Origin of the sequence: Sphingobium sp. MI1205, from assembly GCF_001563285.1 — a bacterium.
Classification (GTDB): Bacteria; Pseudomonadota; Alphaproteobacteria; order Sphingomonadales; family Sphingomonadaceae; genus Sphingobium.
Map to the genome: position 1 here is coordinate 125215 of NZ_CP005190.1, position 26552 is coordinate 151766.

26 protein-coding genes and 1 pseudogene are annotated in these 26552 nt (G+C 63.6%); 12 read left to right on the forward strand and 15 right to left on the reverse strand.

Annotated features, from left to right (window positions below; all coding sequences use genetic code 11):
• Positions 1–42: 42 nt before the first annotated feature.
• From K663_RS19780 to K663_RS19810, 7 genes are read right to left on the reverse strand one after another with little or no spacing between them, the layout of a single operon-like run.
• The gene (locus tag K663_RS19780) at positions 43–1464 is read right to left on the reverse strand and encodes an aldehyde dehydrogenase family protein (protein ID WP_007687818.1); all 1422 of its coding nucleotides are present in this window, start codon (positions 1462–1464) and stop codon (positions 43–45) included.
• A gap of 34 nt (positions 1465–1498) precedes the next feature.
• Positions 1499–3805: a CaiB/BaiF CoA-transferase family protein gene (locus tag K663_RS19785; RefSeq protein WP_007687820.1), complete on the reverse strand. Its 2307-nt coding sequence runs from the start codon at positions 3803–3805 to the stop codon at positions 1499–1501.
• A 44-nt stretch (positions 3806–3849) separates the two neighbouring features.
• Positions 3850–4278, reverse strand: coding sequence for a MaoC/PaaZ C-terminal domain-containing protein (locus K663_RS19790; RefSeq protein WP_007687822.1), 429 nt, complete (start codon positions 4276–4278; stop codon positions 3850–3852).
• Positions 4279–4288: 10 nt separating this feature from the next.
• Positions 4289–4795: an FAS1-like dehydratase domain-containing protein gene (locus K663_RS19795; protein ID WP_007687824.1), complete on the reverse strand. Its 507-nt coding sequence runs from the start codon at positions 4793–4795 to the stop codon at positions 4289–4291.
• Between the two features lie 20 nt (positions 4796–4815).
• Positions 4816–6048: a cytochrome P450 gene (locus tag K663_RS19800; RefSeq protein ID WP_007687826.1), complete on the reverse strand. Its 1233-nt coding sequence runs from the start codon at positions 6046–6048 to the stop codon at positions 4816–4818.
• A gap of 43 nt (positions 6049–6091) precedes the next feature.
• The gene (locus K663_RS19805) at positions 6092–7192 is read right to left on the reverse strand and encodes an NAD(P)-dependent alcohol dehydrogenase (RefSeq protein WP_007687828.1); all 1101 of its coding nucleotides are present in this window, start codon (positions 7190–7192) and stop codon (positions 6092–6094) included.
• Between the two features lie 42 nt (positions 7193–7234).
• A complete protein-coding gene (locus K663_RS19810) occupies positions 7235–7447 on the reverse strand; it encodes a ferredoxin (protein ID WP_025160874.1) in 213 nt (70 codons plus the stop codon).
• A gap of 433 nt (positions 7448–7880) precedes the next feature.
• Here K663_RS19810 and K663_RS19815 point away from each other — a divergent pair, with 433 nt between their 5' ends.
• The 7 genes from K663_RS19815 to K663_RS19845 all read left to right on the forward strand — a co-directional run bounded on the left by K663_RS19815 (position 7881) and on the right by K663_RS19845 (position 14828).
• Positions 7881–8531 carry a TetR/AcrR family transcriptional regulator gene (locus K663_RS19815; RefSeq protein WP_013054044.1) on the forward strand — a complete coding sequence of 217 codons (651 nt, stop codon included), beginning with the start codon at positions 7881–7883 and terminating at the stop codon, positions 8529–8531.
• A 439-nt stretch (positions 8532–8970) separates the two neighbouring features.
• Positions 8971–10086 (forward strand): alkene reductase, encoded by a 1116-nt coding sequence (locus tag K663_RS19820; RefSeq protein WP_007687833.1) that lies wholly within the window; start codon positions 8971–8973, stop codon positions 10084–10086.
• A gap of 82 nt (positions 10087–10168) precedes the next feature.
• Positions 10169–10456, forward strand: coding sequence for a DUF1330 domain-containing protein (locus K663_RS19825; RefSeq protein WP_007687835.1), 288 nt, complete (start codon positions 10169–10171; stop codon positions 10454–10456).
• A gap of 145 nt (positions 10457–10601) precedes the next feature.
• The gene (locus K663_RS19830; RefSeq protein ID WP_007687838.1) at positions 10602–11090 is read left to right on the forward strand and encodes a MarR family winged helix-turn-helix transcriptional regulator; all 489 of its coding nucleotides are present in this window, start codon (positions 10602–10604) and stop codon (positions 11088–11090) included.
• Between the two features lie 371 nt (positions 11091–11461).
• The gene (locus K663_RS19835; RefSeq protein ID WP_007687840.1) at positions 11462–12424 is read left to right on the forward strand and encodes a glutathione S-transferase family protein; all 963 of its coding nucleotides are present in this window, start codon (positions 11462–11464) and stop codon (positions 12422–12424) included.
• Between the two features lie 68 nt (positions 12425–12492).
• Complete coding sequence (locus tag K663_RS19840) at positions 12493–13473, forward strand: MBL fold metallo-hydrolase (protein WP_007687842.1); 981 nt, start codon at positions 12493–12495, stop codon at positions 13471–13473.
• A 236-nt stretch (positions 13474–13709) separates the two neighbouring features.
• Positions 13710–14828 (forward strand): cation:proton antiporter, encoded by a 1119-nt coding sequence (locus K663_RS19845; protein WP_007687844.1) that lies wholly within the window; start codon positions 13710–13712, stop codon positions 14826–14828.
• Positions 14829–15159: 331 nt separating this feature from the next.
• Here K663_RS19845 and K663_RS19850 read toward each other — a convergent pair whose 3' ends face one another.
• Positions 15160–15972, reverse strand: a complete 813-nt coding sequence (locus K663_RS19850) for an IS5 family transposase (protein ID WP_031291306.1) — start codon at positions 15970–15972, stop codon at positions 15160–15162.
• 85 nt (positions 15973–16057) lie between these two features.
• On the opposite strand from K663_RS19850, the gene K663_RS19855 reads away from it, so the two are divergent.
• Positions 16058–16273, forward strand: coding sequence for a hypothetical protein (locus K663_RS19855; RefSeq protein ID WP_007687848.1), 216 nt, complete (start codon positions 16058–16060; stop codon positions 16271–16273).
• 238 nt (positions 16274–16511) lie between these two features.
• On the opposite strand, the gene K663_RS19860 is transcribed toward K663_RS19855, so the two are convergent.
• The gene (locus tag K663_RS19860; RefSeq protein ID WP_020820199.1) at positions 16512–17474 is read right to left on the reverse strand and encodes a ring-cleaving dioxygenase; all 963 of its coding nucleotides are present in this window, start codon (positions 17472–17474) and stop codon (positions 16512–16514) included.
• 233 nt (positions 17475–17707) lie between these two features.
• Here K663_RS19860 and K663_RS19865 point away from each other — a divergent pair, with 233 nt between their 5' ends.
• Positions 17708–18685 (forward strand): LysR family transcriptional regulator, encoded by a 978-nt coding sequence (locus tag K663_RS19865; protein ID WP_233431819.1) that lies wholly within the window; start codon positions 17708–17710, stop codon positions 18683–18685.
• 326 nt (positions 18686–19011) lie between these two features.
• A complete protein-coding gene (locus tag K663_RS19870; protein ID WP_007687859.1) occupies positions 19012–20070 on the forward strand; it encodes a maleylacetate reductase in 1059 nt (352 codons plus the stop codon).
• A gap of 111 nt (positions 20071–20181) precedes the next feature.
• Here K663_RS19870 and K663_RS19875 read toward each other — a convergent pair whose 3' ends face one another.
• Entirely contained in the window at positions 20182–20799 is a 618-nt protein-coding gene (locus K663_RS19875) for an alpha/beta hydrolase (protein ID WP_013054035.1), read from the reverse strand.
• 965 nt (positions 20800–21764) lie between these two features.
• On the opposite strand from K663_RS19875, the gene K663_RS19885 reads away from it, so the two are divergent.
• Positions 21765–22136, forward strand: a complete 372-nt coding sequence (locus K663_RS19885) for a glutathione S-transferase N-terminal domain-containing protein (RefSeq protein WP_062121709.1) — start codon at positions 21765–21767, stop codon at positions 22134–22136.
• Here the strand turns inward: K663_RS19885 and K663_RS19890 are convergent.
• Positions 22108–22872, reverse strand: a complete 765-nt coding sequence (locus K663_RS19890) for an IS6-like element IS6100 family transposase (RefSeq protein ID WP_001389365.1) — start codon at positions 22870–22872, stop codon at positions 22108–22110. The genes K663_RS19885 and K663_RS19890 overlap by 29 nt on opposite strands.
• A gap of 63 nt (positions 22873–22935) precedes the next feature.
• Between K663_RS19890 and K663_RS24045 the strand changes: the two are divergent.
• A pseudogene (locus tag K663_RS24045) lies at positions 22936–23070 on the forward strand (IS6 family transposase); the annotation flags it as partial.
• A 205-nt stretch (positions 23071–23275) separates the two neighbouring features.
• Here K663_RS24045 and linD read toward each other — a convergent pair.
• From linD to K663_RS19910, 4 genes are read right to left on the reverse strand one after another with little or no spacing between them, the layout of a single operon-like run.
• On the reverse strand, positions 23276–24316 hold the full coding sequence (gene linD / locus K663_RS19895; RefSeq protein WP_013035740.1) for a 2,5-dichlorohydroquinone reductive dechlorinase: 1041 nt from the start codon (positions 24314–24316) through the stop codon (positions 23276–23278).
• A 59-nt stretch (positions 24317–24375) separates the two neighbouring features.
• Positions 24376–25008 (reverse strand): YciI family protein, encoded by a 633-nt coding sequence (locus tag K663_RS19900; protein ID WP_007686013.1) that lies wholly within the window; start codon positions 25006–25008, stop codon positions 24376–24378.
• Between the two features lie 7 nt (positions 25009–25015).
• On the reverse strand, positions 25016–25732 hold the full coding sequence (locus tag K663_RS19905; RefSeq protein ID WP_007686010.1) for an alpha/beta hydrolase: 717 nt from the start codon (positions 25730–25732) through the stop codon (positions 25016–25018).
• Complete coding sequence (locus K663_RS19910) at positions 25729–26529, reverse strand: alpha/beta fold hydrolase (protein ID WP_218847786.1); 801 nt, start codon at positions 26527–26529, stop codon at positions 25729–25731. The genes K663_RS19905 and K663_RS19910 overlap by 4 nt, the downstream gene beginning before the upstream one ends.
• Positions 26530–26552 lie beyond the last annotated feature (23 nt).

The following is a 26552-nucleotide window of genomic DNA, read 5'->3' on the forward strand; positions in this document are numbered from 1 at the left end:
TATCCTCGACTTGTTGCTTGTGGTTTCGTTGTTCCGCTTTCCTCAGGCCGCCGCCCGCCTGGGGGGCGCGTAGAGAAGCTGGATGTCGGTGAAGCCGTGCAGGCCCCATGGTCCGTTTTCGACGCCGATGCCGCTCGACTTCAGCCCGCCGAAGGGCAGATGGGGTTGCAGGCCCATGGCATGGCCGTTGACCTGCACCTGCCCCGCCTCGATCCCCAGCCCGACATTGGCGGCGCGGATCGGGTCGGACGACCAGACCGACGCGGTCAGGCCGAACGGACCCGCATTGGCGCGGGCGACCGCATCGTCGACATCGCTGTAGGACAGGATCGGCAGCGCCGGGCCGAACTGCTCCTCGCTCACGATCCGCGCCCTTTCGTCCAGATCGGCGAGGATGGTCGGCTGGAAGAAGAAGCCGGGCCGGTCCATCGGCGCGCCGCCCGCCGCCACCCGCGCTCCCATGCCGATGGCTTCCGCGACCAGTTCCTTCACGCGCTCGAACTGCGGCCGGTTGCAGAGCGGCCCCAGCAGCGCGCCTTCCTCGTTCCAGGCGCCGACCGCCACGGAACGGGCGCGCTCCGCCAGCGCCTCGACCAGTTCGTCATGGCGGCTTTCATGGACATAGATGCGCTTGATCGCGACGCAGACCTGCCCATTATTGGCGAAGGCGCCCCAGAACAGCTCGTCCGCGATGGCGGATATGTCGGCATCGTCCAATATCACCGCCGGATCGTTGCCGCCCAGTTCCAGCGTCACCCGCTTCAGGTCGTTGGCCCCCGACGCCATCACCTTCCTGCCGGTCGCGGTCGACCCGGTGAAGGTCAGCTTGCGCGGTATGGCATGGGCGGTCATCGCCGCGCCCAGCGGGTCCGGGCCGGAAATGACGTTCAGCACGCCGGGCGGCAGGACCGATTGCAGCGCCTGCCCGACCGCCAGCGTCGAAAGCGGCGTATAGGGCGATGGCTTCAGCACCAGCGTGTTCCCGGCGCGCAGGGCGGGCGCGATCTTCCAGAAGGCGAGGGCGATGGGATAATTCCACGGCGTAATGCCCGCCACCACGCCCAGCGGCCTGCGGACGATTTCCGCATAGGCCGCCGCATCGTCCTGCACCACCTCCCGCGGCAGTTCGAGATCGGCATAATAGCGGAGCCATTCCGCCGACGCCTCAAACTCTATGCCGGTGTCCGCCAGCGGCTTGCCCTGTTCCTGGGCCAGTGTCGGTCCCAGATCGGCGGCCATCTCCATCACCAGCCCGGCGGCCTCCTTCAGCGCCCTGCGGCGCAACCCCTCGTCGCGGCTCCACGAAGCGAAGGCGTCCTGCGCGGTCGCCATCGCCTCCTCCAACTGTTCGGGGCTGGCGGCAGGGGCCTCGGCAAAGGCTTCGCCCGTCGATGGATCGATCACCGGGAAGGTGGCCCCTGTCCCGACGGATCGACCGTTGATGGTCATTGCGATGGCGTTCACGGCTGTTTTTTTCCTTATGCTTGCGATCCGGGGCTCAACGATAGGCGTGCGGCAATATCTGCGGCATGGGTCCGCCGACCGCGACGGCGCGGCGTTCGATCAACTGGTCGATGGTCGCAGGATCGATCCCCGCATCCTCCAATATCCGGACGCTGTGCTCGCCGATCCCCGGCGGCTTCAGCACGCCGCGCCATTCGGTCCTGCTGAAGGATGCGATGCGGCCCGGCGTGGCGATGAAGCCGCCATTGTCGGAAGGATAGACATGGGCGAAGCCAGCCTCGCACAGCCGGGGATCGCGCAGCACCTCCGTCACCTTCCTGACGGATGCCGACGGCACGCCCGCCCGGTTGAGGCGGCGCGTCGCCTCCTCGCGGCTGAGATCGATGATGGCGGCCCCGATGGCGGCAATGGCCCCATCCTTGTCCGCCAGCTTTTCCTCAGGAATTTCCAGGGCGCTGGCGATCTTCGCCGGGGCGTCGGGCGCGGCGATCCGGACCCAGCCGTCCGCCGCCCGATACATGCGGTCGAACGCGCCGTCCCCCTGGAAGTCGACGCCGCCGACGATGGCGGGCGGGCGGCCTTCGAACCGGATGATCTCCGCCGACTGGAGGTAGGTTGCGGTGCCCAGCAGCGTGTCCCATGTCCGCTGGCCTTCCCCGGTGCGCAGCCGGTGGAACAGGGCAAGCGCGATGGTGAGCGAGGACATGGAGGCCGTGCTGATGTCGCAGACGGATATGGTGTTGACGATGGGTTCGCCGTCGCCGCCCTCCGCCGCCATCATCCCGGCCATGCCCTGCAACACCATGTCCACGCCGCCGCGCCCGCCCAGCGGGCCGGTCTGGCCGAAGGCGGAAAGCGACATGGTGACGATGCCGGGGTTGATCGCCTTAAGGGAATCATAGTCGATGCCCAGGCTTTTCGTCACGCCGGGCCTCAGGCCGTCGATGAAGACGTCCGCGCCCTCGATGATCTTGTGGAAGGCCCGGATGCTGTCGGGATGTTTCAGGTCGATGGCGATGCTGCGCATGCCCCGGTTCGCGCCATAGGCGGGCTTGCGGAAGGGGTCGCCCTCTCGCGGTTCCACCTTGATCACGTCCGCGCCCAGCGCCGAAAGCAGGCATCCGGCATAGGGGCTGGCGAGGAACGGCCCGCTGTTGACGACCCTGATGCCCGACAGCGGGCCGGATCGCACGAGCGGGCGCGCATCGGCGGCCGGACGGGGCTGCGCGGGCCATGGCGCGACCTTGCCGCTATGCTCGCCAAGGGCAGGGGCGGGGCCGCGAACGGCGCCCGGCGTCGCGGTCAGGTTGATCGGGACGCCCGGCATGACGACAGGACCACGGTCGGGATCGTCAACCTCCACCCGCATGCCCATGGCGGCGACCTGGGGATGGTCCAGCCACCCCTCGCGCCCGTCGATCGGTCCGGAGGGGATGCCGACGGCGTCGAGGCGGTCCAGCCAATATTGGCGGGGCTGCTTCAGCACCGCTTCCTCGACCGCCTTCTGCACCCAGCCGATATTCTCCGGCGCGACCATGTTCGCCAGGCTGCCGCCCAGCCGCTCATCCTCGACAATCGAACCTAGCCCGATCACCTCCATGAACATCGCCTCGAACCGGGGACCGAGCGCGCCGCTGGTGAACCATTTGCCGTCGCCCGCGATCATCCGGGAATAGGTCGGATGGCGGCCCGCGCCCCCCACGGCGGTGCTGGGGTCCGGCGCGTTGGGATCGACCACCAGCGATATCATGGTAAGCTGCTGAAGCGCGTTGATGCCGGACACGGTGACGCGCTGCCCGAAACCCGAACCCTCGCGCTCGATCAAGGCCGCCACCGCGCAGACCGACGCCCACAGGCCATGCGCATAGAGCAAAGTCTGATAGACGGACTCGACCGGCTCCCCCGATACGGAGGACTGGCGGGCGAACTGGCCGCCATAGGCCCCCAGCAGCGCGGCGGATTCGACCCCGCCCGCCCAGGGGACATGGCCGGGCAGATAGACGGGCATCTCCAGCAGGATCAGCCGGGGATGGCTGGCCAGCAGTTCGTCGCCGTCCAGCCCGAAGGCCGCCAGTTCCTCGCCGTCCCTGGTGATCAGCATGTCGGCCCCGCCGATCCGGTTCCGCAGCCATGCGCGCCCCTCGGCCGATCCGGGATCGATCACCACGCTGCGCTTGCCGCGATTCCACATCGGAAAGCCGGGACGGCCGCGTTCCGGGTCGCCGTCCGGCGTCTCGACCTTCACCACGTCGGCGCCGAAGTCGGCGCAGAACATGCCGACTATGGGGCCGGCGACGCCGGTCGCGAGTTCGATCACCCGAATATCGCCAAGAGCATCCATTGGTCGTCAAAGCTCCCGAAAAATTATCGTTCTTGCGGCCATGGTCAGGCGCGGGACGGAACCGCCACGATGGCGCGCCCCGGCGAAGTGCCCTTGCCGTCCTGATTTTCCACGTCGATCTGAAGGTGGATGAGGGCCGCGCCGTCATCCGCGACGGACTTTTCCACGACCACCGCCCTGGTCGACAATATGTCGTTCTTCTGGTTGATGGCGCGGAACTGCATGGCCAGTTCCCTGATCTCGCTCTCGTCGCCCGCCCAGTCGCGCAGGGCGTTCAGCATATAGGCCCAGCGCAGATTGCCCATGCCGAACGCGCCCGGCTGTCCCGCCGCCTGTCCCGCCTCATCGTCCATATGGACATAGACGAACTCCTCGTTCACCGCGGCGAAGCGGCTCCATTCCATCATGGTCGTCTTGCGGGTGAAGGCCGGAATCTGGTCGCCCACGGCGATGTCTTCGAAGAAAATGGACAAGGCGAAGCTCCTAATAATGAATGAGGGTCATGACGCGGGACTTCACCCATTCGCCGCGCTGGTTCGTCCATTCGGTCTCGTTATAGGTGTAGAGCGTCAGGCCGTTGCGGCCCTCCCGCTCCTCCCAATGGGTCAGGCGGGAACGGCTGGAGATGACGTCGCCCGGCCGCATGCGCGCCCCGAACCTGTCGACCTGGCCGCCGTTCAGGATATTGTCGCCCTTCTTCGTTTCCTGGCCGGGGATCGCGCCCTGAAGCCGCAATTCCTCCTCGGTCAGTTCGCGGGGCAACTGCCAGGCGAAGGGGTTGAAATCCTCCGGCGCGACGATCCCGCCCCAGCGGGTCGTCCGGGCATATTCCTCGTCCCAGAAGAGACGCGGCGGCATCTGCCCCCAATAGGTCGCTATCGCCCAGCGGCGTATGTCGGTGGCCGTGATCGGAAAGCTGGTCTCGAACGAATGCCAGACGCCTTTCGACGCCTCCATCTGCGGCGTGACGAGGGTGGTCGCCTCTTCCATGGTCGGTCCTCCCATCGGTCCTAGAGCGCCACCGGCAGCCGGGCGATGCCGTTGATGCTCGCATGGCTCTTGAACTGGATGTCGGCCGGATCGGTCGCCAGCCGCACGTTCGGAATGCGCCGCAGCAGCGTTTCGAACACGATCTGCAATTCGATGCGGGCCAGCGCCTGACCGATGCACTGGTGCACGCCATAGCCGAAGGCGACATGGTCGCGCGGGCGGCGGCGTATGTCGAACTTCGCCGCATCCGGGAAATGCCCGTCGTCGCGGTTCGCCGCGAAGTTGAGCGGGATGATCCCTTCGCCCGCAGGGATCGTCACCCCGCCAATCTCTATATCCTCCGTCGCGATGCGCAGGATGATGAGGTGCACGACCGTCAGATAGCGCAGCAGTTCCTCTATGGCGTCCGGGATCAGGGCCGGTTCCGCCTGAAGCTGCGCCAGTTGATCCGGATGCTCCAGCAGCGTCAGCATGCCCAGGCCGATCATGTTCGCGGTCGTGTCATGACCCGCGACCAGCAGCAGCCATGCGGTGTTCAGCACGTCCCGCCGCTCGATCTGGCCCTCCCGGCTGGCGCGCACCAGGTCGCCCAATATGTCGTCGCCCGGATCGTCCAGCTTCTCCCGCTCGGCGATCAGCCGGTCGACATAGTCGTTGATGTTCGCATAGGCCTCCGTGGCGCGCTCTATGGCTTCCTCCGTCCCCAGGCTGGCGGCCAGCAGCGCCTCCGTCTCCCGGTTGAAGAAGGGATGGTCCGACGGCGGCACGCCCAGCAGCCAGGCGATCACCGTGGAGGGGACGGGCAGGGCGATCTCCTCCACGAAATCGAACGGCTCCGAACGATCGATGATATGGTCGATATGCTCGTCGACCAGCGCCTGGATGCGCGGCCGCATGACCTCCAGCTTCTTCACGATGAAATGCTTGGAGATGAGCCGCCGGAACAGCGTGTGGCGCGGCGCGTCCATGTTGAGGAAGGTGCTTTCCTCCTCGCTGGGGCGCGGCAACAGTTCGATCTGGGGGAAGCCGGGCAGATTCTGGTTCGAACTGACCCTGGGATCGGCCAGGATGCTCCGGACGTCGTTATAGCGGGTGACGAGCCAGGCCGGCGTGCCGTCGTGCAGGACGACGCGCCGGACCGGCTCGTGCTCGCGCAGCCAGGCATAGGCCGGCGGCGGATCATAAGTGCCGCGCTCCCAGGGGAAGGTGGTTTCGGGAACGGGCTTTTCCTGGATTTGGGTCTCTGTCGTCACTGGCTCGTGCCTTCTTCGTAGTGGGTGTCAGCGGTTCGTCGCGTCATCGGCCCGGCAGCAGGACCGGCTTGATGACCGAACCGGATGCAAGGTCGCGCTCGGCATCGTTGATCTTCTCCAGCGGATATCGGGCGATCAGCCGGTCGAAGGGAAAAAGCCCCTCCGACCAGAGTTCGATCAGTTGCGGGATCAGCAATTGGGGCACCGAATTGCCCTCGATGATGAAGGAAATTTGCTGCCCCTTCATCAGCGCCTCCTGCGGCAGGTCCAGCGGCGCGCCGCCGCCGCCCACCAGCCCCAGCTTCCCCCGCGCGCGCAGGGCCGCCAGGGCGCCGGCGATGACGGCGGGCGCGGCGGTCGTGTCCAGCGCATGGGTCGCGCCGCCCCCGGTGATGGACATGATCTGCTCGACCAGTTCGGGATCGCGGCCGGAGATGCGATGCGTCGCCCCCAGTTCCTGCGCGAGTTGCAGGCGGTTTTCGTGCAGGTCGACCGCGATCACCTTCCGCGCCCCGGCGATGCGCGCCGCCATGATCGCCGCCATGCCGACCGCGCCTGTCCCGAATATGACGACGCTGCTGTCGAAACGGACCTGCAGGGCGTTGAGGACAGCGCCCGCCCCGGTCTGGATGCCGCAGCCCAGCGGCCCCAGCAATTCTATGGGCAGGTCCGGCGACACCTTGACCGCATTGCGCTCGGTCGCCAGCGAATGGGTGGCGAAGGACGACTGGCCGAACCAGCGCGTCTGCAATTCGACCCCGTCCGAATCCCGGCCCGACCGATGCGATCCGGGCCGCAGCCCCAGTTCGTTCCGCTCGCTGAATTCGGAGCAGAAGGATGGCGTGCCGCCATGGCAATTGTCGCACCAGCCGCATGAATCATAGGTCAGGACCACATGGTCCCCGACGGCGAAGCGCGTGACGGAGGGGCCGACCGCCTCGACGATGCCGGATCCTTCATGGCCCAGCACGGCGGGCAGGGGCGCCCATTCGGCGGGGATATGCCTGACCACCAGGTCGGTGTGGCACATGCCGACACCGGCGACGCGGACGAGGATCTCGTTCCCGCCGGGTTCGGGCAGGTCCAATGGCTCGATGGCGAAAGGGGCTTGCGCATGGCGCAGGATCGCGGCGCTGGCGTGCATGTCTTCGACACTCCTCCTGGAAGCGGAAAGCGGACCTGGAGGTCAGGCCTTCGGGGTCGCCGAAAGTCGGATCGCCGCCGCCGGGCAGACATTGGCGGAGGATCGGACCGCGGCTACGCTGGCTTCGTCGCCATCGTCCACCGTGTCGCGCAGCAGGAGGACGACGCCATCATCGTCCTGATCGAAAACCCCGGGCGCCAGCATCACGCATTGGCCCGACGAAACGCACCTCTCCGGCAAGGTTTTTACTTGCATCATCCACGCCTTGTTTTTTGTTATTTATGGCCGAATAGAATCGACAATGAACAAGCTAAATCTTCAAATTTTAAAATAAAGAATAATAATTATCACCTATTGTCTCTTCAGTTCCGGAGGATTTGCAAAGTTGGCGCATATGCCCGGCGTGATACGCCCTGTCTTTGGTTATGACCTGTAACTTTCGCCATGGATGTTCGCTGGACGCCGAAGCCAATTTGCCGGTCGGCGCGCCGCGACATCGACAGGGCCATGGCGATCTGATATGCGGTTGAATCCACGCTTGGCCGATGGTCGGCAACAGATCGAACGCGCTTGGAGGACAGCAAACGCCCCAGCGCCGCCGAATGCCGGAACAGGGCCCAAGCGCCATAAGGCCGAGCGCCAAAAGAAAATGTCGGGAGAGGAGATGACCCAGATAAGAGCCTTCCCCATGAGCGAGTCCCCTGTCATCCCGTTGCGGGAGCGTCGCCGGCAGGAAACGATGAACGAGATTCTCGATCTGTCGATCGAGGTCATAAGGCAGCAAGGCGTCGCCGGACTGAATCTCACGACGGTGGCGCGGCTTCTGGGCGTGCAGCCGACCGCGCTGTACAAATATTTCCCGTCCTTGATGGCGGTCTATGACGCGCTCTACCGCCGCGCCGAAAACGATGTCCTGCATGAAGTCGAAAATGCCGTCGCGAGCGCCGAACCAGGCATGGCGGCGATAAGGGACGCGATGCTGGCCGTGGACCGATGGGCGACGGTGAACCCGGAAATGGCCCAGCTGCTCATCGGCCGGCCGATCCCCGGCTATATTCCCGCTCCCGACGCGCTGGACCCCAGCATCCGGATATTGGGCATTTTCCGCCAGTCGCTGGACCAGGCCGTGGCGCGGCGGCAACTGGACGCCGGCGCGGCCGGATCGCGGCATGTGCTGATGCTGGCCGCGCTGCTGACCGGGGCCTCCACCCTTCGGATGCTGCACGCCGAAGAACCGCCCTGCCAGGCGGATATGGAGGGGTTGATTCCCGATCTGGTCAGCATGTTCTTCAGGGCGTTCCCGCCCCAGGACGCGCCCGTCCCCGCCACCGACCTCTGATCCGTCGCATTCCCTTTCCGCCGGGTCCGTCGAGGACCGATAGCCGCCCGCGCAGCGCTGCGGTTCGGCCTGGACAGGACGAGCTATAAGGCGGGGGCGCCGGCCTGCCCGCGCCATTCCCATGCCGTCGGGAGCCGGCGGCGGCAGTCGTCATCCTTGAAAATATTATGGTTGCAATTTTAAACCATAGGCGGCACTATCCGCATGGTTGCAAAATTAAACCGTAACGAGGCGCCGGGCGCGCCTGGTCGAAAGAAGCGGCCATGCCGTCCTGGAGTAGGGTGTCGGATGATCGATTTGCGCGGACAAGCACGTCAGCCATGGCCCGGCCCCTTCGGATCGTCCGCGCCCGGCTCCCTTGCGGAGAGAGCCGAACGACAGGGATGAAGTCCCGCGACCCTCGCCCCCTTTCCTCAGCCAGCATTGCCAGGAGTTGCCAATGACCCAATCCGCCTTGTTCCAGCCGCTCAGGATCGGTCGGCTCGAACTGTCCCACCGCGTGGTGATGGCTCCGCTGACGCGGATGCGCGCCGGTCCGGGCATGGTGCCGCGCGACATCGCCGTCGAATATTATCGCCAGCGGGCGACGCCGGGCGGCCTCATCGTCGCGGAAGCATCCCAGGTGATGCCGACCGGCCAGGGCTATCCGCAAACCCCCGGCATCCATACGGCGGAACAGATCGCCGGCTGGAAAAGGGTCACCGACGCGGTGCATGAAGCGGGTGGCCACATCTTCCTCCAGCTCTGGCATGTGGGGCGCATTTCCCATTCATCCTACCATGGCGAAACGCCGGTCGCGCCGTCCGCCGTCGCCGCCGCGGGCGATCATTTCACCGCGAGCTGGAAGCTGGAGCCGTTCCAGACGCCCCGCGCCCTTGAGCTTGAGGACATCGCCGCGATCGTCGAGGCCTATCGCACCGGCGCCCGCAACGCGCTCGCCGCAGGATTCGACGGGGTCGAGATCCATGGCGCGAACGGCTATCTGATCGAGCAGTTCCTCCAGTCCCGCTCCAACAGGCGGCAGGATATTTACGGCGGATCGATCGCGAACCGCACCCGCTTCCTGCTCGACGTCACGCGCGCCGTGGTGGAGGAGGCGGGGGCCGACCGCGTCGCCGTGCGCCTGTCGCCCTTCGGCACCACCAACGATTCCGGCGAGGACGATCCGCTGCCGCTGTACCGGCATGCGATCGCCGCGCTTTCCGGCTTCCAACTGGCCTATCTGCACCTGATCGAACCGCGGATAGCCGGGACCGGCAAGGCGGACGTCCTCAATGATAGCGCGCCCTCCGCCGCTGAACTCTTCCGCGACTCCTGGCCCGGCGTCCTGATCGCCGCCGGCGGTTATGAGGGGGCTTCCGCCCAGGAGGAAGTGGGCAAGGGGCTGGCGGACGCGATCGCCTTTGGGCGTCCGTTCATCGCCAATCCCGACCTGGTCGAACGAATCCGCCTGGGCGCTCCGCTCAACCCCTGGGACCGTCCGACCTTCTACGGCGGCGATGCCAAGGGCTATACCGATTATCCGACGCTGGAAACGCTGAACGCAGCGGCCTGAACGAAGGTCGGACCGGGCCGCCTTCGCCCGCGGAAGGCGGCCCCCTTGAAGAGACGTCAGAGAATTCGGGAAGGATGCAGGAATGGCGGTCTACACAGTGGCTCAGGTCAAGATCAACGACGGCGAGAGATATGAGAAATATCGGGAGCGCTTCGGCGCGGTGCTCCAGCAATATGATGGCCGGCTCGTCGCCGCCGACGACAATCCGGTCGTCCAGGAAGGCCAATGGTCTTATGAGAAGATCGTGATCCTGGAATTCGCCGATCTGGACGCCTTCAACGCGTTCGCCGACAGCGAAAGCTATCGCGAGATCGCGGCCCATCGCCATGCCGGGGCGGACAGCCTTATCCTCGTCGCGAAAGGACGCTGAACCGGCGCGCAGGCGCTCCATCCGGGGGAAAACGCCGGCGGAATCCCTATTGCGACCCCCGGCCGGCACCGTACGGCCGGCTTCCCCGGCGCGGCAATGCGCCTGGGGGGTCGACAGGCGTGCGCCATAAGTGTATGCTCACACAATGAGCGCGCTACGACCCATCGCCTTCCTGGAGGAAGTCAGGAACACGCCCCACATCTGCCTCGCGGAAGGTCTGCGGGCGGCCAATCGCGCCGTCATGAAGCATTATGTCGACAGCATGGCGGGATCGCCGGTCAATCCGGTGCAGATGTCGCTGCTCATGCGCGTCTATTATCTGCGCAACGCGACCATGCAGACGCTTGCCCAGCATATGGAGACCGATCGCACCACGACGACGCGCAACGTCGATGTGCTGGTGCGGGACGGATTCCTGGAGATCGGGGAGGGCAAGGACAGGCGCCAGCGGCTGGTGCGCTTGACGGAGCGCGGGCATGAGGCGCTGGAGGTGTCGATCCCCAAATGGCGCAAGGCCCAGGATGAGCTGAAAAATGCGCTGGGCGACGAATTGTGGAACAATATCCTGCGCGAAGCCCGGACGTTGATCGAGCTTGGCGGCATCGCCTGCGATCGCACTGCCCAAGCGGCCTGAGGCATTCCCGACCGATCGGGCCGACATGGCCACCGCGCATGCGTTCGGGCGGCGCCGCAATGCCGCGGCCTGTCTACATCCAGAAAATGGATAAGGGGTTTTCATAATCCGCGCTTGAAAGCGGGGGCGCCACATCCTTTGTGGTTCCGCATAATATGCGCGTGGAGAGAGAGAGAATGGCCTCATCGTCCGTCCTGCCGGAATCCTGTGGCCCTGTCGTCCTTCCTCGTTCTGACGGATTTCGATCCCATGACGCGCCGGCGCAGCATCCCGGATGCGCGGGATGAGCGCCGTCTCTCGCCGATCATGCGCGAACCTGCCCGGCATCATGCGAAGCGGATCGGCCGGGCCGAAGATGGAGATACCGATATATGGGCCTGTTGGTTGACGGCGTCTGGCGCGACGCCTGGTATGACACGAAATCGAGCGGCGGCAGATTCGTGCGCAAGGAATCGCAATATCGCGACGGGCTGGACGGCCGTTTCCAGGCCGAGCCGGGCCGCTATCATATCTATGCCGGCTTCGCCTGTCCCTGGGCGCACCGCGTCCTCATCATGCGCGCGCTCAAGGGGCTGGAGGGGTTGATCTCCGTCTCCATGGTCAATGCGTTCATGGGCGAGAAGGGCTGGACGTTCCTGCCGGGCGAGGGCGTCGTGCCGGACAGCGTCAACGGCGCGCAATATCTCTATCAGGTCTATCTGGCGGGCGATCCGACCTATACCGGCCGCGTGACCATCCCGATCCTGTGGGACAAGTTCGAGAAGAGGATCGTCAACAATGAATCGTCGGAGATCATCCGGATCCTGAACTCGGCGTTCGATCATGTGGGGGCGCTTCCCGGCGATTATTATCCGCAGGAATTGCGCGCCGAAATCGACGCGATCAACGCGCGCGTCTACGAAACGCTCAACAACGGCGTGTACCGTTCGGGTTTCGCGACGACGCAGGAAGCCTATGAGGAGGCGGTCCATCCGCTGTTCGAAACGCTCGACTGGCTGGAGGAGCATCTGACGGGCAGGGAATGGCTTGTCGGAGACAGGCTGACGGAAGCGGACATCCGCCTGTTCACCACGCTGGTCCGCTTCGATGCGATCTACCACGGGCATTTCAAATGCAATCTGCGCCGCATCGCCGACTATCCCAATCTTTCGCGGCTGACCTGGAAGCTGGCGTCCCATGAGCGCGTGGCGCCGACCATCGATCTGCGCCATGCCAAGGCGCATTATTACCGCAGCCACACCAGCGTTAATCCCACGGGCATCGTGCCCGTCGGCCCGGCCGAACCATTGGGGCCGGGCCATTCGCTGACCGGAATCCAGCCTCTTCCGGCTTGATCCTGCCGGTCCGCCCAAGGCAGCGGCCCGGCCGCAAAAGCGCCAATAGTCGAACAGGGGTCGTCCCGATGAAGCATCTGCTCCCAATATTGATATTCGCACTAGCCGGAACCGTGGCTGCGCGGGCGGAAACGCCGCCTGCGCAGCCGCCGCGCCTCATCCTGCTGGGCACGGCCGGCGGGCCGATAGCGCGGCTGGAACGCTCCCAGCCCGCCAATGCGATCGTCGTCGGCGGGCAAACCTATCTCATCGATGCGGGCGACGGCCTTTTGAGGCAGATGGCGGCCAGCAAGCTGGGGCTGGGGTCGGTCAAGGCCCTGTTCCTAACCCACCATCATATCGATCACGTCGCCGATGTTCCCGTGCTGATGATCGACCGCTGGCTTCTCGCCAACGCGCCTCCGCTGGAGATATACGGACCGCCGGGATCGGCGCAGCTCGTCGCCGGGACGCTCGCCGCCTTTCGGCCGGTGGAGCTGGCCCCGGTGACGGTCGGCGGCCCGGTCAAGCCGCCCCTCGCCGGATCGGCGGTCGGCCATGACCTGCCGCTTGACCTCAATGAACCGCGGCTGGTCTACAAGGACGATCGGGTGCGGGTGTTCGCCATCGGCGTCGATCACTATCATTATCCGGCCGGATCGATCGAGGCGCGGTCGTCCCGTTCCTATGCCTATCGCGTGGAGGCGGGAGGCAAGGTCTATGTCTTCAGCGGCGACACCGGACCGTCCGAACGCCTGAAGATCCTGGCGAAGGATGCCGATTATCTTGTCTGCGAGGTGATCGACATTGCCCGCATGGAAAAATTGCTGCGAAGCTATCCGGGCTTCTCCGCCGATCAGATTCCGCCGCTGATGGAACATATGCGCGAAGACCACCTGACCGGGGAGCAGATCGGCGAAATCGCCGCCGCCGCGGGCGTCAAGAAGGTCATCCTCACGCATTTCGCGCCTGGCAATGACGGGGAAACCGATGTCGAATCCTATGCCGCGGGAATATCCCGGCATTTCCACGGCGAAGTCGCCCATGGCCGCGACCTGGACCAATATTGAGGAGCGGACAGTAACGGCCGGATTCGCCGACCCGACATAATCCGAATAATGATTATTCATCCTGAGAGATACTCGACGGGATTGGGAGCCAGTAGGGGAATTTCCCCATATTCACTGTTGAGCGGTGTCGACATCGCGATCTGAAAGCAGGCGGGCGAGTGATCATTTCCGTAATAGCCTTGGCATGTGCCGGCAGCGCGATAGCTGCCATCCTCGCCCGATGGATGCCCAGGGCATTGTTGCCGGCCCTGGTGCTGGAAATCGCCTTCGGCATCCTGATCGGTCCCAACGGCATGGCGCTGCTGGCGCCGGGACCGGCCATGGAAATGCTCGCCAAGCTGGGATTCGGCGTGCTGATGCTGATCGCCGGACTGGAAATCGATCTCGGCATGCTGCTCGCGCGCGGGCAGAAGGCGAAGCAGGCGAGTCCGCTCATGCTCGCGGTGATGATGTCGCTGATGACCGTGGTCATGGCCGCGTTCGGCGCCTGGCTGTTGCTCGACTCCTCGACGCCGCTGCTGCATCTGGCGATCTATGCCGTGATCCTGTCGACGACGTCGGTCGGGATCGTCGTGCCGACCATACAGGAACGACGCCTGGCCGACGGCGCCTATGGCCAGACCATCCTCTCCACCGCGTTGCTCGCGGATTTTTTCACGATGATCGCCATCTCGTCCCTGGCCGGCATCGTCGTCAGCGGCCGCGCCGAGGGCGCATTGGGCAGCCTGGCGCTCGTCGGCATCGCCGGGCTGGCGATCTGGCTGCTGCCCAAGCTGCTGGCGCGGGTGCCGGCCGCGCAGTTGGACAGCCGGACCAGCCTGCCGTTGGTCAGGCTCAGCCTGGCGCTGCTGTTCATGGTCGCCTGGCTCGCGGAGCGGCTGGAATCCGAACTGGTGCTGGCGGCCTTCCTCGCCGGATTGCTGCTGGGGCAGATCATCCCCCGCAACAGCCATCGGCGCGAGACGCTGGAAGCGATCGGCTACGGCTTCATCGTTCCCTTCTTCTTCATCAATGTCGGCCTGAAATTCGACATTCCCGCCCTCTTCGCCTCGCCCAAGGCCTTGCTGCTGGTGCCGGGCTTCGTGGCGGTCGCCTTCGCCAACAAGATCATTCCCGCATTGCTGCTGGTTCCGGCGCATGGTCGGAAGATGGCCGTCGCGGCCGGCCTGCTGCTGAGCGCCCGCCTCAGCCTGATCGTCGCCGCGTCCGACATTGCGACGCGGATCGGCGTGCTCGATACGGCGACCAATGCGGCCATGGTGCTGGTTGCCATCATCAGCGCAGCCCTGGCGCCCCTTCTGTTCAACATATTGGTCGATCGGAAAGCGCCCATATTGGCGAATGCCGAAGCGTAAGGGGCAGGGGCAAGTGCCCCCCCTATCCCCCCTGCCGGACAGGCGGGCGCCCTGAGACCGGCCCGGCGCGGGTTCGTTCCAGGGGGGCCATCCCATCCATCACCGGAGGGCCGGAGAGCAGTCGCCAAATTTTCGCCGGAGTTGCTGTCCCGTGCGGGCAGATGTTGCCCGGATCAGGCGGCTTATCGGCATCGAAGCCCCTGCGCTTGGGCAACGTCATCCTCCTCTTGGAGCGGTTTCGATTGCTTGGAAATCGCTCCAAAGAACCCCTGCGTTAAATCACCGGAGTAGCCGTCGAGTCATTCGACATGCTTAGAGTCCGTTTCGAAAGTCATGATGCGCGGGCCATGCGGCGGACCAAGACCATTGCCGCAGCCGCGTAGAGGAAGGCGGTGGCGGAACTGAGGGTGGCTTCAAAGTCCTTCGCCAACCGCCTGTTTCGTCCGAGCCAAGCGAAGGTGCGCTCGACCACCCATCGACGAGGATGAACGGTAAAGCCGACCTGACCGGCTATTTTTCTAACGATCTCAATGCTGATGGATGTGGCGTTGATGACACGAGCGGCGCTGTATGCACTGTCCGCGAACGCTTTGGAGACAAAGGGGTGTCGGTGTCGAGATTGCTGCAACAAAGGGATGGCTCCGTCGCGATCCTGAACATCTCCAGCATGGATCAACAGTTCTAGGGCGCGGCCATCGGTATCGACCATGGCATGCCGTTTTCGCCCCATGACTTTCTTCCCGGCATCGTAACCGCGTGGTCCGCCTGCCTCCGTGGTTTTCACAGACTGGCTGTCGATCACGGCAGCAGACGGTGCCTCCTCTCGTCCTTGACTGCTACGGTCAGCGATGACGAGGGCATGATTAAGCGCCTGAAAAAAGCCTCGGTCACGTAGAGACGCAAACCATCTGTAGACGGTTTGCCATGGCGGAAAACCGGGAGGCAAGCAGCGCCACGGAGCGCCCGTGCGTAGGATAAACAATATGCCATCGAGCAACGCGCGCCACGACCAGCGCCGTGGCCGTCCGTTTGTCGGGGTATCCTGCGGATGACAGGCGATAATCTGCCATTCGGCGTCCGTTAGGCTGGTTGGATATCGAAGATGATCGCGGCTATGCTGCCGCCGAGTGTCGCGGGTCCACATGATCTGTCCAAGGATGGTGTAAGCAACCCCCTTGAATCAGACCATGCCGCGATGCTCAACCTCTGTCCCACCGCGAGACGTGAAGATGAGCGAAGAGCGCGATGAATATGGCTTGCCCGTCGATCCGGCGGAGCGAATGCAGCAAGTGATGCTGGGTCTCTACGATCTCATGGACGAAGCCGGTATGGCCGACTTTCCCGCTGAACTGATCGGCGAACTGAACATTGTCCGGCTCAAATTTATGGACGAATTCGAGGCCCGCTTTCCCGGATATGGAAAGGGTCGTGCCGTTTGGCGCTGACTACCCTTCGACCTTTCGAAACGGGCTCTTAGGGCCTGTCGAAGAGGCGTATCGAAGGACTGATGCTTCGATATGGGCCTTCGACTTCGCTCGGTTCCTGCTCGGCGAGTTATTGCTCGATGCTGCAAGGACATTCCGGCAATAGCCGTCCTCTCCTTTCCCAGGACTTCAAGGTTCCAGGACGCAAAAAAAGAGGCCCGACATTTGCCGGGCCTCCCTTTCTTTCCTGCGTCAGCGATCAGACGACGATCGGATCGTCTTCCATCGCCTGCTGGATGAGGTGCTTCTTGTCGTCGAACTGCGGCGAAACCTTCAGGTCCATGCCGAGGGTGTTTTCGTCCTCGTCATGGGTGAAGCCCAGGCTGTGGGTCGCTTCGAACATCACGCCGCCCGGGGTACGGACATAGGTGGATTCGAAATAGCCGCGGTTCTTGCGGTCCGAGAAGTCGGTGAAGCCGACGCCCTCGGTGTCGAACTTGATCCGGGCCTGGACGTCCATGTCGGGCACGGCGAAGGCGCCGTGGTGGATGATGCCTTCCGCGATCGTCCAGCTACCCTGGCGCACGTCGGGTTCATGAAGCAGGTCGATGATCGTGCCTGCTTCCGTCGAACCCTTCACGCGGTAGCGGTGACGATTGCCTTCCTCGCCGATCTTCTCGAAATTCCAGCAATTCTCCATGAAGAAGTCCATGTCCTCCAGCTCGCGCACGGAGGCCGTCCAGCTATGGAAACCGCGCTGGGCATATTCGAGCGGCACATAGGGCGAATCATAGGGCGCCCGCGTGTCGGTCTCGTCCTCCAGCACCTCGAATTCGATGCCGCAGTCGGGATGCTGGAAGCTCACGAAGCGCTGACCGAAGCGGGTGCCCGGCGCGCTGGTCTCGATGCCATGCTTGTTGAGGTGGCCGATCCACCATTCCAGCGACCCCTTGGGGATCGAATAGGTGCAGACGGTGAACTGGTTGGAACCCTTGCGGCCCTTCAGGCCCGTGCGACGGGTGGGGAAGGTCGTCATGACGGTGCCGGGCGTGCCCAGTTCGTCCGCGAAGTAAAGGTGATAGATGGGAATGCTGCCATCATAGAACAGGGTCCGCTTCACGAAGCGCTGGCCCAAGACCTTCACGAAAAAGTCGATGTCGCCCTGGGCTGTGCCGGTGCAGATGGTGATATGATGCAGGCTGGTGATATGGTTCGTATCCACGATCGCTCTCCAAGATCAAAATATAGTCCGAAAATCGCGCCTCTGCTTTTCGCCTGGCGGCGAGGAGCGGGACCTCCATTGAAATAGCACTCCAAAGCCGTTTACTCCACGCGGGTTCACGAATATCCGGCATTCGAAAAGCGAATGTTCCTGGCCATGCAGCGCTTTACGCAATAGCAGGGTTTCCGGTGCTTTCTCATTCGGAAACCGGAAATGGCGCAATGATTTCCTTCATGCATTTGACTGTGTTTCAGGCCCTGATGCGGGCGAAAAGCGTGGGGGTGGCGGCGGAGATGCTGGATATGCCGCAGCCCACGCTCAGCCGTCATCTCAAACAGCTCAGGGAGCATTTCGGGAACCAGCTTTTCGTGCGGACCAGCCGGGGCCTGGAGCCCACGTCCCTGGCCATCACCGCCGCGCCCGCCGTGTCGCAGACATTGGAACTCTATCATTCCCGCCTGAGCGGCGAGCCGACATTCGATCCCGCGACTTCGAACCGCGATTTCCACATCGCGGCTTCGGACGTCGGGCATCTGCTCGTCCTTCCCCGCGTCCTGCAATGGGTGCGCGATCTGGCGCCGGGCGTGCGGTTCAAGGCCATTCCCCTGGGAGGGGAAAAGCTGATCGCCCGGCTCGAGACCGGCGAGGTCGACATCGCGATCGGCAGTTTCCCGGCGCTCTATGCCGGCGTCGTCGAACAGACGCTTTTCCCGGAGGAATATGTCTGCGTCGTGCCGCGAAGCTATCTGCCCGCCGGGCGCCTGACCATGAACAGGTTTAAGGCCGCCCGGCACGTCCTGGTCGACGGCCGCCACCTTGGCCACATCCATGAGGATGTGGAAAAGCTGCTTCGCAAGATCGTGGGTCCATCGAACATCACCGTCATGGCGGAGAGCTTCCTCCTGAGCGCCCATATAGCCGAGCAGTCGGAACTGATCCTGACCACGCCCTCCCGCCTTACCGGCTTGCTGAACACCAAGAGCGTCCGCATTCTCAAGCCGCCCGTCGCCCTTCCAGGCTTCACCGTGAAGCAATATTGGCATGAGAGATTCCATGACGATCCCGGCAATCGCTGGCTGCGCGGAATTCTGTCCCGCATGCGCGGCCTTTCGGAGGAGGGCGAAGGCCCGTCCTTGCCCGAATTCGCCGGCGGCGCGGCAGAGGGCGATGGCGCTTCGAATCCGGATATTCGCAATTCGCTCTATGAATAAGTGCCGCGCCGCGCCCCGCCGGAAGGCGAGCCATGCGGCCGGCGAGCCAAGGATGGGGCGGGTCGGGAAAAGGAAAAACACTATAAAATACATATGCTTGCGGGAATTTTCTTCATGTCCGGACCGGCCCGTTCCGGTCGTTGCGACAGCCCTGCCGAACAGGGGGCGGGCGGTTCCCGCACCGGCATGGGCGGGCCTGGCCCCTTGTGCGTCTGCCCGATTTCCCCTTTTATCGGTCGACTTGGCTCATGGCGAAGCGCTGGCAGCAGGCAAAGATCCTCTGCCCTGGATATTCGCCAATTCTAATGAGATAGAGAGGAAGCGTGATGCAATTCGTTTATGATCCCCTACCCTATAGGGTCATTTTCGGCGCGGGTTCGGTGCGGCGGGTGGCTGACGAGCTTTCGCATGTCGGCAGCCGCGCGCTGGTGCTTTCGACGCCGGAGCAGGCCGGCAGCGCGCAGGAGCTTGCCGCCACCCTGGGCGACAAGGCCGTGGGCCTGTTCAGCAAGGCGGTCATGCACGTCCCGGTCGCGACGGTCGACGCGGCGGCTGCCGTCGCCAGGGAACTTGACGCCGATTGCACGGTCGCCATCGGCGGCGGGTCCACCGTCGGGCTGGCCAAGGCGCTCTCGCTTCGGCTCGACCTGCCTTCGCTCGTCGTTCCGACCACCTATGCGGGTTCGGAAGTCACCCCGATCTGGGGCCTGACCGAAGATGGGATCAAGACCACGGGTCGCGACAAGAAGGTGCTGCCCAAGGTGGTCGTTTACGACCCCGATCTCACCCTGTCGCTGCCCGCCGAAATGTCGATCGCAAGCGGCCTCAACGCCATCGCCCATGCGATGGAGGGGCTTTATGCCTTCGACGGCAATCCCATCGTCTCCTTGATGGCGGAGGAAAGCATCAGGGCGCTCGCCAGGAGCCTGCCGCTGATCAAGGCCGATCCCACCGATGCGAAGGCGCGGGGCGACGCGCTCTATGGCTGCTGGCTCGCCGGCAGCGTCCTGGGCGCGGCGAGCGTCGCGCTGCACCACAAGCTCTGCCACACGCTGGGCGGCACCTTCGACATGCCGCATGCGCAGACCCACACCGCCGTGCTGCCCCACGCGATCGCTTATAATGCGCCGTCGGTGCCGGAGGCGATGGAACGGGCCAGCCGCGCACTGGGCGGCGGCGACCCCGCGACCAAGCTGTACGAACTGGCGGTGGGCCTGGGCGCGGAAATGTCGCTGGCGAAGCTCGGCATGCCCAAGGACGGCATCGCGAAGGCCGCCGCGCTGGCGGTCGCCAACCCCTATCCCAACCCCCGTCCGATCACGGAGGAGGGCATCGTGCAGCTTCTGAGCCGCGCGGTGGAGGGGCTTCCGCCGATCACCGCATAAGCCAAGGCCTGATCCTGGAACAGTGCCGGCCGCATCCGATCATTTCCGGATGCGGCCGGTTCTCGATCATCCGGCGCTCCCGTTCGGCCAAGGCCAAGGACGGGGCGAAATTCAGCGGCTTTCCGCGCCGAGCCAGCCCTGCACCGCCGCCTTGATCGGCAACGGCAGTTCATGCCCGCCTTCATAAGGGATGAAAGTCGCCCGCGCGCCGCTGGGGCCGGAGAGATAGGCTTCCGCCTGCTCGAACTTGTGGCGCGGGATCACATCGTCGAATTGGCCCCGGCAGAAGAGGACCGGCTTGTCGAGCAGGCCGTTGTCCGGCAGGTCGCCGTCCTCCACCGCGAAGCAGCCGCCGATCATGATGAGGCCGCTATAGGCCCCCGGATTGCTGAGCAGAAGACTGGCGGCCATCGCGGCGCCGTTGCTGAAACCGCATAGCCAGGGCCGTTGGCGGCCGGTATCTGCGGCGATCCAGTCGCCGACCTTCGACGTTTCGCCCGACAGGCTGGAGGGCAGGGCGACGCCGATCCCGGCATTTTCGAACCAGGCGAACCCCGGCCCCTGGGGAAGCGGCCCGCGATAGGAGCGAACATTCGCGCGGCCGAAAAGGGGCAGCGCGAACCCCGCTTCCCTTTCGGTGCTGCCGCGGCCGTGAAGATATACGATGTCGCGGCCGGACGGAATGTCGGGATTGTCGTATCGCATGACGATGGCATTGTCTCGAGACATGTTCGCTTCCAATTCCTGGCGATGCGAAGCCGAAGCGGCGTCCGGTCCGACGGCGTCGGCCCGGCTGCTCCGGCTTCCTGTTTTAGCGGGCTTTCCGGTCGGCGGATATTCCGCCTGCCGGGAAATGCTCAAGGCGACCATAGCATGCGATGGCTGCTTTCAAAGCGCGGTCGCTCAATCCCCATGACCGATTTGTGGGCAGTTGGCCCCGTTTCGATCAAATCCGTATCGCGAATATTCCTAATTCATTTGCAGCAATTTCCTCCGCAGGCGAAAGCTGCGATCCTTTCCGGACGGCCCGATAAGCATAATAATCACCGACGTGCCGGATAAGACAGGCGCTGATCCATAACAGCGCATGGAGAGGATATTCCTATGCTTCGATCTCCGGGCAATGCGCGGCGCGTCCGTCGCAATCCGCTCCCGGCCTCGACGTCCGCTGGCCCGCTCGCTGCGTGTCCGGCCCATGCGCAACATGGTCCAGGGGGAAACCCCGCCGCCTGTTTTCCGGAACGGCGGGAATGGCCCGATGAACTGCGCGGGCAGGCAAGTTGCGACCGTGCACCGGCTGGAATTCGTCAGTAGGGGAAGATCGAATGCCTAATGGAATGCGCTGTTTGGATCCCTCGATCGCCGATCGGATCACATCATTGTCGACGATGAGAAATAATGAGGAGATATTCGAAACATTCGGCTTCAGCTATAACACGCTGAGAAAAGTCTCGAACGGCATGCCGCTTCGCAGGTCACTTGCGGATCGGATTGAGGAACGTGCCAGAAAGGTTTTCGAAGCCGATGGATTTTTGAACATTTCGGCCTGATCGCATCGGATGGAATGCTCCGGCCTGTCGTTTCGGAGCGTTTTCCGACCGGGCGGATGATTGCTTCCGTTCGGGGCGACGCTCCGGTGCCGAACATATGCATTAAGCCATTTTTTGCCCAGTCCGCAGGAGAATTGCAGGGACATGTTGAAGCTCTACTACAATCCAGGTTCATGCTCATTGGCGTCCCATGCCGCATTGGAGGAAGCCGGCCTTCCTTATGAGGCGGAGCTGATCGACCTGACGCAAAACGCCCAGTTTTCAGACGCCTATCGTCAGAAAAACCCGTGGGCGCGGGTGCCCGCGCTCCAGATCGGCGATGATGTCCTGACCGAAAATATCGCCATCCTCAACCATATCGCGGAACTCGTGCCCGAAAAGGCCTTGCTGCCCACGGAAGGCCTTGCCCGCGCCCGGGCCCTGGAATGGCTCGGGCTCTGTTGCAAAGATTGGCGGCAGTCAGAGGTAGGCTGTCGCTCTGCGCCGATCAGGCGGCTGCTGCGAAATGGTGGTTGAGCATGCCCATGGCCTCCGTCAGCGCCGAGGGCCCAATGCCAAAAGCTCTCTCCACAAGGCGCACCTCGCCCCTGATGCCGGGCTGCAGGCACCAGGGGCGAGCCTGTCCTTTGCGCAGGGCTCGCATGACTTCGAATCCCTTGATCGTGGCATAGGCCGTGGGGATCGATTTGAAACCGCGCACCGGCTTGATCAGTATCTTGAGCTTTCCGTGATCGGCCTCGATCACGTTATTGAGATACTTCACCTGCCGGTGGGCCGTCTCCCGGTCCAGCTTTCCTTCGCGCTTCAATTCGGTGATCGCTGCACCATAGCTCGGCGCTTTGTCGGTATTGAGCGTGGCAGGCTTTTCCCAGTGCTTCAGGCCTCGCAGGGCCTTGCCCAGGAACCGCTTCGCTGCCTTGGCGCTGCGGGTCGGCGACAGGTAGAAATCGATCGTGTCGCCCCGCTTGTCGACTGCCCGGTACAGGTAGGTCCACTTGCCCCGCACCTTGACGTAGGTTTCATCCAGGCGCCAGCTCGGATCAAAGCCACGCCGCCAGAACCAGCGCAGCCGCTTCTCCATCTCCGGGGCGTAGCACTGGACCCAGCGATAGATCGTCGTATGGTCGACCGAAATGCCGCGTTCCGCCAGCATTTCCTCAAGGTCGCGATAGCTGATCGGATAGCGACAATACCAGCGCACCGCCCACAGGATCACATCACCCTGGAAATGGCGCCACTTGAAATCCGTCATCGTTCCGTCCGTCCAATCTCCGCCAAGCATGCTCAAGCTTCACGATTTTTGCAACAGAGCCGACAGGCTCGCCCCTGGTGCCTGCAGCCCGGCATCAGGGGCGAGGTGCGCCTTGTGGAGAGAGCTTTTGGCATTGGGCCCTCGGCGCTGACGGAGGCCATGGGCATGCTCAACCACCATTTCGCAGCAGCCGCCTGATCGGCGCAGAGCGACAGCCTACCTCTGACTGCCGCCAATCTTTGCAACAGAGCCTTTTTTGTTACGCGTACTTCGAGAAGTGTTTGATCCATATAAGAAATCCATGCTCGTCCTGGATTCGAGCGCTGTTGAATGGTCTCGGCCCTGCCGGACGACGCGTTCAGGGCATGGACCGCGTCGCTTGCGGACGGCGCGGTGGTTGCCTTTAGGCGTTGCTCAGGAGATGGATGACATTCTCGCTCGGCGGATGGCCGGGCCACTGGATGATCGCATCCTTGACGGAGGGCCGCGCGAAGAGCCGATTGGCATAGGCCTCGACACGGGGCTTGCCTGCACCGTCTTTCCAGAAACCCGAATAGCCGAGCCAGAGGAAGCGGTAGAGACTGACGGCCCAGAACAGGTCGGCGAGCGTGAAGCGGTCGCCGAACAGCCAAGGTCCGGTGGACGCCCCGAGGTCGCGATCGAGATCGGTAACCAGCTGCTCCGCCTTCGAGATGGCGGTCCGCATTTGCGGCTCGTTGATGACGAACGAGGCGGCGGCTTCCTCCTTCACAATCTTGTGTTGGTAGGCTTCGAGGAGAAGCGGGTCGCCGTCCGCGAGCGGGATATTGCGGCGCACGGCGTCGATCTTGTGTGCGTGGATGCCGGGCATGACCGCCTGCATGCTTTCGGGCCGACGATCACCGTCCGGATCGGCGCCGTAGAGCAGGGCTACATGGGGCGTCGTGTCAGCGAGCTGGACCTGCTTGAGCACAGCCTCCCGTATGTCGGCGGGCAGAAGATCGGTACCGCCGGACAAGGCGTCGCAGAGGTAGAGGCAGATTGCCTTGGAATCGGCGAGGATCCGGCCGGTCTCATGGTCGACGAGGGTCGGTACGACGAGCGGGTCGAACCCTTCGGAATCAACAGACGACTGCCCAGTGAACGAGCTGACAGGACGGTGCTTGGCTGCGGCTTCCGATCGCAACCGCAGCCGGACATATTGCGGACAATAATTCTCATTCTGCGGGGGAAGGATCGTCAACTCGTTGGAGCCGAAGGTCACGCCCTTCTCCATTAGGGTGCCGCGCACCTTTTGCGAGCAGACTGAGAACACGAAGTGGAACAGTTCGAACCGCGGTTCGACCGTCGCTTCGCGGCGAAGGAGGCTCGGTGACTGTCGATCCGGGCTAATCAGAGTCGATTGCTCAGGCTTGATAACCTCTTCACGGACTTTCCTCGCCAGGGTTTCTGTATCAGCGCTCATATTTTTATGATCCTTTTGCCTGGAACTGAGACGTTCGGGGATTTTTGCGGGCTAAATCGTCATGTAGAATGAGTGTGTTCCGCCGGCGGCCGGATGGCTGGTGAACTTTCCCGGCGCTCCTGCCCCACGCAGCGCGCAAGGCCGGTAAGCAGCGGCAGTGCAACATAGGTCGCGGCGGGCACGACAAGCCCCACGACCAAGAAGGAGCGCAGCAAAACGGGAAGATGGGCAATGGTGTCGCCCAAGAGAATGTTGACGAGGGCCACTAGCGGCGCGAGCGTGGTGATCAGCAGCAACACTCTGAGATGGCGTGTGCGGAGCGAAGGTTGGGGCGCAGCGCTCACCCCTTCCTTATTCAGACTTTGATGCGCTGCGTCTTGTCTCTCGACGTTCGCCCCTTGCCAGGGGTATCGCCGATCGAACCCGCCCATCCGCCATTCAAGAATGTCGATGCTTTGACGTGCCCCGGACACGGTCATGGGGTCTTCGGCGATGAAGGCCCGGGCTGCGTTCCAATCGTCGACATCAACGAGATATGTCGATCCGACCAAATCGCCGCCTTCGGCGAAGGTGGTCCCCACTGCCAAAATGCTTGCGGTGTGCGACGCAAGATAGGCGCGGTGTGCCGGTATGGCTGCTGTGCGCTCTGCCAGCTTTTCAGGCGAGATGGTGGTTATGACGGAGAACAGCATGGGACGTTCAATCCGTCAGACTTGGCGTGCTTTGCGGCACGAGCGGCTGATGTCGCGGCCCGCGCGTAGGGACCGGCGGGTTCAGCTCGAAGCGTGCGATCAGGGTGTCTCGCAACAACGCGATCTCGTCCGCCCCAATTCCATGGTCCTTGATCGGTTGAATATACTCGCCGACATCAGCACCAGAGAGTCTAAAGCGCTCAGCTGTCTCCCGCACATGCTCTGCCTTGACCCAATCGTCGTTCAGACCACCTGTGAATATCGCCTTGAGACCGGTAAACCGAGGCTCAACTGGCGCGGTTGGGAGCTCAAAACCCGGGAGGCTTCCGGTCAGCGAGCCCAGGAACCCCATTTTCGCAGCGCCGCACCACATGAAGTGACTGGCGAGGCAGGCACCCTGGCTGAAGCCGACTATGCCCTGACGGTCTAGCGCGACCCAGGCTGCTTCCAGCCGCGAGGAGATCTCAGCCAAGGCGGTGCAGGCGTCAGCCACAGACCTGTCGCCGTCTGGATCGAACCCGTCATATTTGGGCGAGTACCACGCCCCGGCGGGCGCTTGCAGGGCAAGCCAGGCGACAGAGGGCAGATCGAGCTGTCTCGCAAGTTCCAGCATCGCTTGCGCACGCTGGCCACGGCCGTGCAGAAGAATGATCGCAGCATTTGCCTGTTCGACAGGCGGGCCGGTCACGATTGTCCCATAGGGTCCTTCAGGGGAAAACGTCATCGCGGCGCTCCAGCAATATGGCGGCATAGCCGGTCCGCAAAGGCGACAGGATGCTGCATCGCGACCTGGTGCGCGGCACCCGTCACAACTTCGAATGCGGCACCTGGAATGAGAGCGGCGGTCGCGCGGACCGCCTCCGGTGGCACGGCGGCATCGTTCGCACCGGCTATGACGAGCGTTGGCGTTTCGACCTGCGGAAGAAGGCTTCTCGCGTCATGGCCCTTGATCGCTGCGACAGCGCCGGTGAATCCGGCAACTGTCGTGGCCAAGATCATCGACTCAGCAAGATCCAGCAGACCTTGGTCGACCGCTCCGGAAAACCATGCCGGATACACGATCGGCACCTGCGTAATGAGCCCGCCGCTGCGCACTGCGGCCACCCGCTTGTCCCAGATCGGCCAAGCTGGCTCTGGAACGAGAGAACCTGCTGCCACGAGTGTCAGCGAGATAAGCCGGTGTCCCGCCGTGGCGCCAAGATATTGCGCGACCATCGACCCGACCGACGTGCCAACAAGATGAACTCTTGCAAACGCGAGGTTATCCATTACATTAAGCACGTCGGCCGCCAGTTCGGCTAGACTGTAGTCGCCGGCACTCGGCGAACTCGTTCCATGACCCCGCAGGTCCATCGTGATCGCATATACCCCTGAAGGTAAACGACCGGCCACGTCATTCCAGGACCGCCAGTCGGCCAGCAGGGAAGAAAGGAGCAGGATCGGCTCACCGCTCGGCAAGCCAGTGGTATGAACACCGATCCGCGCACCATTTCGGCTATTGACTGCCCGATGTCGCCACATTCTCTTCACCCAGCCTGCGGAGT